General features: G+C 62.1%; 8 protein-coding genes and 1 pseudogene. 7 read left to right on the top strand and 2 right to left on the bottom strand.

What is annotated here, in order from left to right; translation table 11 throughout:
- Positions 1-28: 28 nt before the first annotated feature.
- Positions 29-1,030 carry a DNA-processing protein DprA gene (locus tag L979_RS11165; RefSeq protein ID WP_047692290.1) on the bottom strand — a complete coding sequence of 334 codons (1,002 nt, stop codon included), beginning with the start codon at positions 1,028-1,030 and terminating at the stop codon, positions 29-31.
- Between the two features lie 214 nt (positions 1,031-1,244).
- Between L979_RS11165 and L979_RS11160 the strand changes: the two genes are divergently transcribed.
- The 7 genes and pseudogenes from L979_RS11160 (at position 1,245) to L979_RS15935 (ending at position 10,362) form a co-directional block, all read left to right on the top strand.
- Positions 1,245-1,574 carry a hypothetical protein gene (locus tag L979_RS11160; RefSeq protein ID WP_052209823.1) on the top strand — a complete coding sequence of 110 codons (330 nt, stop codon included), beginning with the start codon at positions 1,245-1,247 and terminating at the stop codon, positions 1,572-1,574.
- A gap of 152 nt (positions 1,575-1,726) precedes the next feature.
- Positions 1,727-1,930, top strand: a complete 204-nt coding sequence (locus L979_RS11155) for a helix-turn-helix domain-containing protein (RefSeq protein ID WP_047692286.1) — start codon at positions 1,727-1,729, stop codon at positions 1,928-1,930.
- On the top strand, positions 1,927-3,030 hold the full coding sequence (locus tag L979_RS11150) for a DNA cytosine methyltransferase (protein ID WP_081994366.1): 1,104 nt from the start codon (positions 1,927-1,929) through the stop codon (positions 3,028-3,030). Before L979_RS11155 ends, L979_RS11150 begins: the two co-directional genes overlap by 4 nt.
- Positions 3,023-5,962: an ATP-binding protein gene (locus L979_RS11145; protein WP_047692285.1), complete on the top strand. Its 2,940-nt coding sequence runs from the start codon at positions 3,023-3,025 to the stop codon at positions 5,960-5,962. Before L979_RS11150 ends, L979_RS11145 begins: the two co-directional genes overlap by 8 nt.
- A complete protein-coding gene (locus L979_RS11140) occupies positions 5,880-7,598 on the top strand; it encodes a response regulator receiver domain (RefSeq protein WP_255349603.1) in 1,719 nt (572 codons plus the stop codon). The genes L979_RS11145 and L979_RS11140 overlap by 83 nt, the downstream gene beginning before the upstream one ends.
- 535 nt (positions 7,599-8,133) lie before the next feature.
- Entirely contained in the window at positions 8,134-9,030 is an 897-nt protein-coding gene (locus L979_RS11135) for a hypothetical protein (protein WP_081994364.1), read from the top strand.
- Between the two features lie 153 nt (positions 9,031-9,183).
- Positions 9,184-10,362, top strand: a pseudogene (locus tag L979_RS15935) (IS3 family transposase).
- Between the two features lie 129 nt (positions 10,363-10,491).
- Here the strand turns inward: L979_RS15935 and katG are convergent.
- The coding region (gene katG / locus L979_RS11120; protein ID WP_047692283.1) for a catalase/peroxidase HPI at positions 10,492-12,368 on the bottom strand (1,877 nt) is incomplete at its 5' end.

The following is a 12,368-nucleotide window of genomic DNA, read 5'->3' as shown; positions in this document are numbered from 1 at the left end:
AGCGGCAGGAGAAAGGTTGGGGGAGCGGTCAGATCGAGCGTCCCGGCGCGTCCGGTGAAGGCCGCCGCTGGCCGAAGTCCCGACCGACCTCCGGCCGTGTGACCGCGCGACCGGGCGCGTCGGCGTCGAGCAAGGCGATCACGTCGCCGGGCTGGGTGACGAGCGTCGCGAGTCCCTGTCGGATGAGTTCGTTCGGCCCGCTACTGGCCGCGCTGGTCACCGGGCCGGGCACCGCACCGACGCTTCGGCCGAGATCACGTGCCGCAAGGACAGTGCTCATCGACCCCGATCTGACGCCGGCCTCGGGAATCACGGTCGCACCCGACAGCGCCGCCAGCAGCCGGTTCCGAGCGATGAACCGGTGCCTGGTCGGCGCCGACCCTGGCGGCACCTCGCTCACCAGCAGACCGACGTCGCCGACCCGGTTCAGCAGCTCACCGTGACCAGCAGGGTAGGGACGGTCAAGACCGCCCGCGAGGACCGCAACAGTCTGCCCACCGGCAGCGAGAGCGCCGCGATGCGCGGCTCCCTCGATCCCATAGGCGCCACCGGCGACGACGATGCGCTCCTCATCGGCCACGCCCGTCACCAGCTCGCCGGTGACTCGCTCCCCGTAGCCGGTCGAGGCGCGGGCGCCGGTGACCGTGACCCGATCGCTCAGCGCCCTCGTCAGGAACGAGGTCGCCCCGCGCGTCCACAACAAGTACGGAGCACGGTCACCCAGATCATCCAGACCGGCCGGCCAGTCCTTGTCAGACGGGATGAGCGTGCCGAATGCCCCACCCTGAGCCTCCGCCACGCGGCCGAGCAGAGCAGGTGTGATCCGCGCGGCGAGGCGTTCGCGCCACATCAGCGCGTCGGCGCGAGCAAGACCCGGCACCGGATCGTCCGACTCGATCAGCCGCAGCGTCTCGACCGCTCCGGCCCGAGCCAGCACGTGCCCGGCGGCTCCGTCGTTGGGCTCGGCGATCATCGACAGCGCGACCCGCGCCATCCGCTCACCCTGCACCTGCTCCGCCAGCGTCACCATGATCGGTGTCCTCTCACTCCGAAGGTCACCGACCAGGTACACGCCCGCCCGCCGAGGGATTCCCTCTGTCAGAGCACGCTCGTAGACTGGATCACGAGGCGGGTTCATCCAGCTACGCGGGTCCTACGGGACAGCCCCTCTGAGGGCACTCGGTTCATAGCCGCCTCCACGACGGAACACCGTCGCGCTATGACGAGGAAAGAGAGACCCCGCGATGCTCCGCACATCCGTGGCGCTCAGCGCACGAGGCTATGGCGTACTCCGCTACGCACCTACCAACCTGCTGCTCAACGCCATCCGTACCCGACGTGGCCTCAAGTGGGGCATCCCAGCGATGCTCTTGGCCGTGCCCTACCTTTACGCCGCCGCGATCTGCACCACGATCATCAACGACGACGGCCCCGGTGGGCTCTACCTGCTGGTCCTGCTGTTCGTCTGGAACGCCTTCAAGTTCCTCTGGATCGGACCCGTAACACTCGCCTACTTGCTCCAGCGTTCGCATCCCGAGCCCGATCCAGGCGAACGATCCGATCGGCTCGCCTAGCGGGTCGAGCGAGTTCAAGCATTGGTGCATCCCCCACAGACACGCCGGCAGCAGCTCACTCCTGCCCCCGGCGCGCCGTCGGGTTAGAGCCTGGGACGTCTGTGTCGCTGGCTAGACTGAACTTACGGCCGACAGTGAGAGATTGCGGGAAGATGACGGAAGAGCACGAGGTGTTGACCACCGACGAGGCGGCAGCGCTTCTTCGTGTCAGCACGAAGACCGTGCTGTCCCTAGCCAACTCGGGCGCGTTGCCCGGAGAGAAGGTCGGGCGAGCGTGGCGCTTCCTGCGGAGCGATGTTCTGTCCTTCGAGCGCGGAACCGATAGCAAGCGTGGACGGAAGGGAGGAGATGGATGACCGCGGCACTGACAGAGGTCGTCACCTCGACGGTCCCTGAGTATCTGGGACACCAGCCGACTGTCATTGACTTCTTCTCCGGCTGCGGAGGAACCAGCGCTGGTCTGCGCGACGCGGGTATGCGAATCGCCGCGGCAGTCGATTTCGATGCTGCGGCGTCGGCTACCTATCGAGCCAACTTCCCAGAAGCGGAGTTTCACGAAGTCGACATTCGCAAGCTTGGGGTTGATGTCTTCGACCACTTGATCGAGAAGGATGCTCCGCTCGTGTTCTCTGCCTGCGCTCCTTGTCAGCCATACAGTTCGATGCGACCGTCCGCATCGCGGGCCCGTCCGCAAGAGCGATCGTTGCTACTCACGCTCATTCCGTTCATGGATCGGCTAAGGCCGGATGCTCTTATTGTCGAGAATGTTCCGGGTCTGCAGAAGATTCCCGGTGGCTCCACCTGGAACCGATTCCTGCGGTACCTAGCTCGCGCTGGCTACTCGACTCGGTGGGAGGTAGTAGATTGCCGCGACTACGGTGTGCCCCAGCGGCGTAAGCGGCTGGTTCTGCTCGCGTCCCGACACGGTTCCATCGACCTGCCCGAACCAACTCATGGACGCGATCGACAGCCGTACTCAACGGTACGAGACTGGATTGGCTCCCTGCCAGCCATTGAGGCTGGCGAAGCGCACCCAGACGATCCACTCCATCGTTCCGGGGCACTTGGCGATCTGAACCTGCGTCGAATCATGGCGCTTCCTGAGGGGGGAAGCAGATCGGAATGGCCGGCGGATCTCTGGCTAGATTGCCACCGAAACAGCAAGGGGCACCAGGACACATACGGTCGAATGAAATACGATGACACGGCGCCGGTCCTCACGACTAAGTGCACGGACATAACCAACGGCCGATATGGGCATCCGACGCAACACCGCGCGATCAGCGTCCGTGAGGCTGCTTTGTTGCAGACCTTCCCTCCGGACTTCAAGTTCCTCGGCAGCTTGAAGTCGGTGACGCGACAGATCGGAAACGCCGTGCCCGTGCTCGTCTCGAAAGCGATGGGTGAGCACATCGTCGAGCGCTTGCAGGCGTCCCGGTTCGGCGATCATGGCTGAGTTCAAGACGAGCGCCCGGGCCGTCGACATGCTGGGCCGACAGCAGATCGCGGGAATCCCTAGCGCGATTAGCGAACTATTCAAGAACGCGCATGATGCGTACGCCGAAAGAGCTGAAGCGGACTTCATTAGGTTCAAAGATGCGTTTGTAATCAGGGATGATGGCGACGGGATGTCGCGGCAAGACTTCGAAGGACGGTGGCTCACACTCGGCACCTCCTCTAAGTCGGCACAGAGTTCGACGGTCCAAGCTCACCCCGGCCCCAAACGCGCGATTCTGGGCGAAAAGGGGATCGGTCGGCTCGCGATCGCAGCAATCGGGCCACAGACCCTGGTCATAACGAAGGCGCGTGGACACCGCCGCGTTGTCTCTCTGATCCATTGGGGTGTCTTTGAGCTATCCCATGCTGATCTATCGCAACTCGCTGTTCCAGTCGAAGAACTGTCGGAGGGTGAGTCTCCCGACGTCCAGAGTATGGGAAGTCGGATTCTTTCGAATTTACGCGAACTTGTTACTGTCGATGATGAAGGTCTCTATGAGCGCATCGAAAAGGACATTGCGCGCTGGAGTAAGACCGATATCGTCGAGATTGCTCGAATGGCGGGATTTGATCTAGCCACATTCGACGCCGGGACGGCCTTCATAATCCTGCCCACGTCGCCAGACTTAGAAGCCGACCTTGAGCCGCCGACCCCAAAAGAGGCGGCTCCGTTGCTCAGAACCCTAATCGGATTCGCGAACACGATGACTCCTGGTCACAGCGCTCCGGAGCTGAGAACGGTATTTCGGGATCATCATGCTCCGGACAACATTCGCGATCTGATCGACGAACAGGAGTTCTTTACCGTAGAAGAGTTTCTGAATGCCGATCACCATTTTCAGGGCCAGTTTGACGAGTATGGGCAATTCACGGGGACGGTATCGATTTTCGGTGGCGATCCAATCCCGTTTCCGCTCGCTTGGCCCGCCGCCCGAGGAGTCAAGACCCAATGCGGGCCTTTTAAGCTCAATCTCGCATACATCCAGGGCAGGGCCAAGCAATCTAGGCTCGACCCGAATGACTACTTCTTGATCATCGAGAAGCTAGATCGCTACGGCGGACTTTACATCTACCGTGACGGGATCAGAGTCCTTCCGTACGGCGATAGCAGGTTCGACTGGTTGGACGTCGAGCTTAGGCGAACTAAGTCGGCTTCTGATCACTTTTTCTCCTATCGTCGCATGTTCGGCGCGGTCGAGATATCGCGCGAAGCGAACAGTCTCCTGCGAGAGAAGGCCGGGCGCGAAGGGTTTGCCACGAACGAGGCTTATCGCCAGTTCCGCGCTATTCTTCAGAATTTTCTGCTTCAGGTCGCGGCCGAGTTTTTCCGCGAAGGTGGCGCTCAAGCTGAGATATACGAGGAGGGGCGTCTCGCAAACGAACGGATGGAAAAGGCGCGACGAGCGCGAAGCAAACAAGTACGCGTCCGCCGATCAGAGTACAGCGCGGCGCTTGACAAGTTTTTTGATGCGGTTGACACACAGGCTCCCGAAGCGAGAGTTCAAGAAATACGGGCCGGCATCCTGGCCGCCATTGAGACAGCGAAGCGCGACGATAGCGCTGCGGCAGCGGCCGACCGCCTCGTGCGCGCCGAACTGGCTGCTAGGACGCAACTTCGTGAACTGACCTCAGACCTCCAAGTCAAGCGCCCCCGTGGCGTAGCGTTAAGTGCTGACTTGAGCCGTCGTTCTGTCGCTTACGAAGCGGCTCGATCGGAGGTTCTGTCGTCAGTTGTCGAACCGGCCGAACGCGAGATCGAGTCAGTTCTTGGCGAGGCGGGGCTCGCCCTGGACGCCGCGTTGCACAGGAGGCTCCGCCTCGACCAGGCTATTGGTCAGGCAGTTTCAGAGAGTCGGGCCATCGCAGGCCAGGCGAGGCAGGACCTCAGCGGACGTGCGAACGCTGTCGCAAGCCAGGCCAAGGACGTCGCCAGGGATGCTCACCGTGCTCTTGAGGATGTTGCTGTCGGCGTGCTCCAGGAGGCGAGCGCGACGGATGTGTCCAGTATGACTGACAACGCGTTCACACTACTGAGGAATTCGCTTGAAGGGCGTGTTCGGAGTATGGCCGTCGCTCAAGTAGAAGAGCTCAACGCCATATCCGAGCAACTACGTGCCGTTGCATGGTCGTCGGAAGGCGACGGAAATGATCGCATATCCCTGCTCGACCAAGTGGAACAGCTAGAGGCGCGCGTTGAAGCGCTTACTGATCGTGCCGCACAGGACTTTGAACTGGTGCAAATCGGCATGGCTGTCAACATCGTGACTCACGAGTTCGAGAACAGCATTAAGTCAGTTCGCGATAATTTGCGAAGACTCCGATCGTGGGCGCAACAGAATGCCGGCTTGCGACCCCTATACACGGACCTGCGAGTCTCGTTCGATCATCTGGATGGATACCTCAAGCTGTTCACTCCGCTTCATCGGCGGCTCTATCGTGAGCCGGTCGAGATACGTGGCGTCGACGTTCAACGTTATCTTCATGATGTTTTCGAGAAGCGTTTACTCGACCAAGGCATCACGCTCAGCATCTCTGAGGCGTTTGAGGGAATGCGTATTCGTATGTACCCTTCGACCCTGTATCCGGTAATTGTCAACCTGATTGATAACGCCGCCTACTGGCTTAGTCGCTACACAGGGGATCGAGTGATCTATCTCGACAAAAAGCCTGGAGTGATTACCGTAACCGACTCAGGTACCGGAATCAGCCTGGGCGATGAGGAGGCCGTCTTCGAACAGGGCTTTTCACGAAAGCCCGCAGGATCGGGATACGGCCTGTTCGTTGCGCGACAGGTCCTACGGCGCGACGGTGCCGATATCACCCTCGCCGCCCCCGTCGCGGATCGAGGAGCTCGGTTCGAGATCATTCTTCCGGACGAGAGCGAGGTTTGAGGTGGCGACGAGATTTGAGCTTCACGTACGGCGCCAGGTGCTGGAGTTCCTTCAAACGATCTTGATGATCGACGACGAAGCCTTTCGTAGAGATTCGGGTCCGGAGCAGGCTGCAGACGAAGACTGGACCGACGATGACACTCCACCGGTAGGTTCGGCGCTCAATCTGGTCGCTCCGGGGGCCTCGGCCGAGGGCGATGAACTTGATGTCCAAGCTGTGTCGCGTAGCTTTGCGGAGGCGGCACTGTCATGCGCCATCTTGTCTCCGCAGTCGGCGGAAGAGAATGAAGACTTCAGGCCGGCGTTTGTTCGGACAGCGAAGCGAGCTGACGCGCTTATTCTCGATTGGAACCTCAACGGCGACAATGGTGCTACGGCTGAGAAGCTCATTCGCGCGGTTCTGCGTGAAGACATCAAGTCTCCGCGCCGACGTCTTCGGTTGATTACCGTCTATACCGGTGAACCTGACCTCAGACAGATTACGGACCGCATCGCGAACGCCACGAGTGACAGCCTTGGCGAGGATGAGCTGAAATGGGACGATGATCGTCACGTCGCTTTTAGCCGCGGCCCGGTGCGCGTTGCTGTTTTCGCAAAGGAGCATGTACAGAGCATTCCGGCCGAGCTTGCTGACCGCCGACGGGCGATTTCCGCGCTGCCTACAGTGGTTGTCGAGGAGTTCGGTCGCCACAGTCTTGGGCTTGTAACGACTGCTTCTCTCTCCGCCCTCGCCGGCATCCGCAACGATGCTCACCGACTGCTCGCAGCCTTGGGGCCAGAGATCGATGGCGCCGTGCTTGGCCAGCGCGTATCGCTAGCCCACCCAGAAGACGTCGAGCGACAGGTTGAAGGCCTGATTGCTTCGGAGCTAGCGGCGATCGTACAGGACCATGAAGTCGGGTCGCATGTGGGCTTACCGCGGGTCCGTGAGTGGCTAAAACATAAGAGTGGGATTGGCTCGCGAGGCGTATCGACCTTCGAGTCGATGACCGCTGAACTCCGACTACGGCTTCTTGCCGAGGGATTTAGTCATGAAGCGGTGCAGGAGTTGCAGGATGCTGGCATCGGAAAGAAGAAGCTCGCTGCCGAGGCAACTCACCTGTTCGTGGAGACTCTAGAGGAGAAGCAGCGTTCAGATCAGATCTTCTCAATGCGCATGTCGCTACGCAGCAGGTATGCCAAGCCTTCGCCGGTCTTGCAGCTCGGAACGATCGTGGAACAGGAAGGCACGTACGCAGTGTGTGTCCAACCACTTTGTGACAGCGTCAGGATCAACGGGTCCCGGATGTTCCCGTTGTTGCCGCTTGAGGTCGTTAGCGAAGGTGACCGCGCTCCGAGCGATTTGACGGTACCCGACCCTCAAGCATCAAGTGGCTATGTGCGATTGCGGGTAGTGCCCAAGCCGTCGCGGATTCTGATGCGTGATTTCAGCGGCGGACCAGCCGGAACCGTGCAAGTTCGCTGGTACCGAAAAGTCGGACGGTTTTCCGAGGTAAAGGTGAAAGGGAGAGGCAAGTCTTGGCGCTGGGTCGGCGACCTCAAGACTGATCACGCGCAAAGGGTGGTGGAGCGTCTGTCCTCTGAATTTTCGCGAGTAGGTCTTGAAGAGGCAGAGGTCTTGCGGCAAGGCTGGTGAGCCTCCGCGATAATTTCCGTGGGGGACCAAAAGGGGACCAGAATCATGCAAACCATGCATCTCGTGACGTGCTCTGCATGATCTGACGCCCGAAATCACGCGGAAATCGGCCTCGTGCGAGCCGTCTGGACGCCTGGGGGTCAAGGGGTCGCAGGTTCAAATCCTGTCATCCCGACAGTTTACCCAGGTGAGAGAAGGTTTCTCACCTGGGTGTCGTCGTTTTCAGGGGCGGATGTCACCGCTAGACGGAGACGTCGGGAATTACTCCGCCGAGCAGGCATCACCCTGATACCCGGAGTCATCGAGAATGCAACTCATTCCGGTAACCCTTCTGGAAAATGCCTCTGGCTCCAGGTTTCGTGAACAGGCCTGTTGTAGTGACTAAGGGCGTCCCTGTCGCGGCGCTGACATGCCCCCGGAGAAACCTCGCCAACAGGAGAGGTGCAGATCTCGCGCATCGTCACGCTCAGCACCCGGTATGCGCTCGCATGGGTCGCGCCTGGTCCAGGGTAGAGGATTTCGGGAGAATAGAGCCATGGAGAGGCCCATTGACTTCTGGCCTGATCGGCACATGCTGTGCGGCAATTGCGGAGACCCGATTGTGGTCGATCTGGACTGGATCGAACTCTGGGAGTGTGGCAAGGAGGGCTGCCCACGTTGCGGGTTGGCGTGCGAGCACGAGAACGCGGCCCGGGTGACTGTCGACCCCGATGATCCGGCGCTCGAGGACGACCACGTGGCTTCATTCTTCTGGTACCACACAAGCACCGCGCCAGATTGGCCGGTGCAGGACTTCGACCCAACTGCCGACCTCACAGCTGAAGACCGCCGGAAGATGGGCGGCGACGTAGGGATCGCTTCGGTGGCGGCCGTGTATCGGGCGAAGGCGCTCCATGTCGGGACGTGCGCAGCCGCGGTGCACAACATGTTCCGGCGTATGGGCGACCAAGCCGATAGAGACAACCAGTTCTATCTGTACCGGGTGCACCTCAGGCCAGATGTCGTGGTGAAGAAAGACTGGGTTCCCGACCCCAGCGATTGGCTCGACACCGTAGTCCTCGAGGACGTCTGCCCGCCAGGCATCGACGTCACCAGGTACCTGAACTACCACGAGGACCCCGGTGGGCTCTCGCTGGTGCTGGGCAGGAACGCGATCGCCAGCGTTCAGCAGGTAGCCATCCCGTTGCTCGATGCCGGGGCGGACGACAATTGGACGCTTAGTGCGATCAAGGAACTCGAGGAAGCCTCGGATACGCCCGTTTGCGAGCAAGACATTCTCGGTAGCTGGCGGCCAGGACCTTTGCCGCGTGCACAAGTGGGTCAGGAGCTCGGCGAGGCTCTGGCTGCCCGGCTGCCTGTCAACCTCCGTCGTCAGTTCAAGTCAGCTGTGTCGTTCAGCGAAGGAGAGGACCCCGCGCAGTGGGCGAGGTGACCGATCAACCTGCTCGGCCTGGTCAAGGACCCGCAGAGGGTCCTGACCGCACTGGATGCCGTTGCACCGCGTCAGCTCTGACTCGGGCGTGAGGAACGGATCGGTGACAACTGATCGTTAGTGCCGGGAGGCACTGAAGGGGAGGATGTCATCATGCCCGGTCCCTATCCCAGAGAGTTCCGTGAAGACGTCGTCGCGGTCGCTCGTAGCCGTGAGAGCGGCGTCACTATCAAACAGATCGCCACAGACTTCGGTATCAGCGAAGCAACGCTGCAGAATTGGCTCCGTCAAGCCGATGTCGAAGACGGCCACCGTCCCGGCCAGACCACCGCGGACGCCGCCGAGGCTCGGGAACTGAAGAAGCGGATCCGATTGCTCGCGCAGGAGAACGAGGTCCTCCGCCGGGCGGCGGCGTATCTGTCGCAGGCGAACTTGAAACTCGGTGGTTCCCCAAAATGACGTACCCGCTCGTTGCTGAGCTCGCCGAGACGGGGATTCCCGTGACGGTGTCGTGCCGGGTCCTCAAGCTCGCCCGACGGCCCTACTAACGGTGGCGCAACGCCCCGATCCGGGACGCCGATGTGCTCCGCGCGTATCGGATCAACGCGCTGCATGACGCGCACCACGACGACACGACGTTCGGCTACCGCTACTTGGCCGACGAGGCGCGGCGTGCGGGGTGGCGGATGAGCAGGCGGACGGCGTGGAAGCTGTGCTCGCAGGCCGGGATTCTCTCGTCCGCGCAGCGCCGACGGCGCGGGAAGGGGAAGAAGGCCGGCCCGCCGGTGTTCGACGACCACGTGCAACGGGTGTTCCGCGCGGACGCTCCAAATCTCCTCTGGCTCACGGACATCACAGAGCATCGCACGAGCGAAGGCAAGCTCTACTGCTGCGCGATCAAGGACGTCTTCGCGAACCGCATCGTCGGCTACTCGATCTCGGACCGGATGACCGCCAAGCTCGCAGTCGACGCCGTCCGTAACGCCGTCGCGCGCCGCGGCGATGTCGCCGGGTGCATCTTGCACGCCGACAGGGGCAGCCAGTTCCGCAGCCGGGCGATGGCGCGTGAGCTGCGCCGTCACGACATGGTCGGATCGATGGGCCGTGTGGGCGCCGCCGGGGGACAACGCGGCCATGGAATCGTTCTGGTCGCTGCTGCAGACGAACGTGCTCAACCAGCAACGGTGGGCCACCAGGCAAGAGCTACGGCTGGCGATCATGGTCTGGATCGAACGGAAGTACCACCGGCAGCGAGCCCAGGACGCCCTCGGGGGGTTGACGCCCATCGAGTTCGAGGCCAAGCTAGCCGAGCCGCTCACACTCGCGGCCTAAACCGAACCCGTCACCAGTTCGTTCCTCACGCCCCAAGGTGGTATTGCTGAGTAAATTGCCCTTCCCAGAACGCAAGTGGCGCCCACACGCAGCGGGCGCCACTCACTTTGACCTACCGGAAGGACCGGATCACTTCACGTCGAACCGGTCAGCCTCCATGACCTTGGTCCATGCCGCCACAAAGTCGTGCACGAACTTCTCGCGTGCGTCATCTGCTGCGTAGACCTCAGCCACGGTGCGCAGCTCCGAGTTGGAGCCGAACACCAGGTCGTTACGGGTACCGGTCCATTCGCGGCCATCGGCGGTCACGCCGCGGTACTGACCCTCGGCCACCTTTTCCCACTGGGTGTCAATGTCCGTCAACGCCACCAGGAAGTCGTTGGAGAGCACACCCACCTGATCGGTGAACACACCGTCAGTGGAGGACCCGTGAACGGCACCCAGCACACGCAGACCCGCCACCAGCACGGTCATCTCCGGAGCAGACAGACCCAACAAGTTGGCCCGATCAATCAGAGCGAACTCTGCCGGGAACTCCTTGTTGCCGCGGGGATCGTAGTTGCGGAAGCCATCCACCTTGGGCTTCAGGAATTCCTGGCCGGTCACATCGGTCTGCTCCTGAGTGGCATCACCACGCCCGCCGGTGAACGGCACGGACACGGTCACGCCGCCGTCGGCAGCTGCCTTCTCAATGGCCCAGTTGCCGGCGATCACCACGGTGTCCGCAAAGGACACCCCGTGATCGGAGGCAATGGACTCCAGGGCAGAGATGACCGGACCGGTCACGGAAGGCTCGTTGACGTCCCAGGACCGCTGCGGCTCCAGGCGCAGGCGGCCACCGTTGGCACCACCGCGGAAGTCGGAGGTGCGGAAGGTTGAGGCAGCAGCCCACGCGGTCTTGACCACGTCGGTCACGGACAGCCCGGCAGAAGCCACGGCATCCTTGATCGCCTGAACCTCGGAGTCACCCGGAACGGACGGTGCAACGGGGATGGGATCCATCCACACCAGCTCCTCCGTGGGGACCTCAGCACCGTGGTGGCGGGAGATCGGGCCCATGTCACGGTGGGTCAGCTTGAACCACGCGCGAGCATAAGCATCCTGGAACGCTGCAAAGTCGTCCTTGAACTTGCGGGAGACCTTGTCGTACTCAGGGTCGAACCGCAACGCCAAGTCGGAGGTCAGCATGCGCGGCTCACGCCGCCCGTTGCCGTCGGCCTCCGGAACCATGTCTGAGCCACCGCCGTTGATCGGGCGCCACTGCTGGGCACCGGCGGGGGAGTGGAACAGCTCCCACTCGTAGGCGTAGAGGATGTGGAAGAACTCGTTGTCCCACCGGGTGGGGTGGTAGGTCCAGGTCACTTCCAGACCGGAGGTGATGGTGTCCCGGCCGTGACCGGAACCGTAGGAGTTCTTCCAGCCCAGGCCCATCTGCTCCAACGGAGCGGCCTCAGGCTCGGGGCCAATATGGTCTGGAACCTCAGCGGCACCGTGGGTCTTGCCAAAGGTGTGACCACCGGCAATCAGGGCCACGGTCTCCTCGTCATCCATGCCCATACGGCCAAAGGTGTCGCGGATGTCCCGTGCGGACTTGACGGGATCGGGCTCGCCTTCCGGGCCCTCCGGGTTGACGTAGATCAGGCCCATTTCCACAGCTGCCAGCGGGTTCTCCAGGTCGCGGTCGCCCTTGTAGCGCTCGCCACCGCCGTTGGTCCACTCGGTTTCGGGGCCCCAGTAGACATCGTCCTCGGGCTCGTAGGCATCCACACGGCCACCGGAGAAGCCAAAGGTGGGCATGCCCATGATCTCGTGGGCCACGTTGCCCGCCAGAACAATCAGATCAGCCCAGGACAGGGACTGGCCGTACTTCTTCTTCACGGGCCACAGCAGACGGCGGGCCTTGTCCAGGGAGGCGTTGTCCGGCCAGGAGTTCAGGGGCGCAAACCGCTGCTGACCGGTACCGGCGCCGCCGCGGCCATCCTGTGACCGGTAGGTGCCCGCGGAGT

The organism is Kocuria sp. ZOR0020 (genome assembly GCF_000800955.1).
Lineage (GTDB): Bacteria > Actinomycetota > Actinomycetes > Actinomycetales > Micrococcaceae > Kocuria > Kocuria subflava.
This window is presented reverse-complemented; position numbering and strand designations above follow the sequence as displayed.

Excerpts from the sequence above, each read along its gene's own strand:
- L979_RS11165 (WP_047692290.1), bottom strand. The coding sequence starts at position 1,030 with ATGGTGACGCTGGCGGAGCAGGTGCAGGGTGAGCGGATGGCGCGGGTC.
- L979_RS11160 (WP_052209823.1), top strand. The coding sequence starts at position 1,245 with ATGCTCCGCACATCCGTGGCGCTCAGCGCACGAGGCTATGGCGTACTC.
- L979_RS11155 (WP_047692286.1), top strand. The coding sequence starts at position 1,727 with ATGACGGAAGAGCACGAGGTGTTGACCACCGACGAGGCGGCAGCGCTT.
- L979_RS11150 (WP_081994366.1), top strand. The coding sequence starts at position 1,927 with ATGACCGCGGCACTGACAGAGGTCGTCACCTCGACGGTCCCTGAGTAT.
- L979_RS11145 (WP_047692285.1), top strand. The coding sequence starts at position 3,023 with ATGGCTGAGTTCAAGACGAGCGCCCGGGCCGTCGACATGCTGGGCCGA.
- L979_RS11135 (WP_081994364.1), top strand. The coding sequence starts at position 8,134 with ATGGAGAGGCCCATTGACTTCTGGCCTGATCGGCACATGCTGTGCGGC.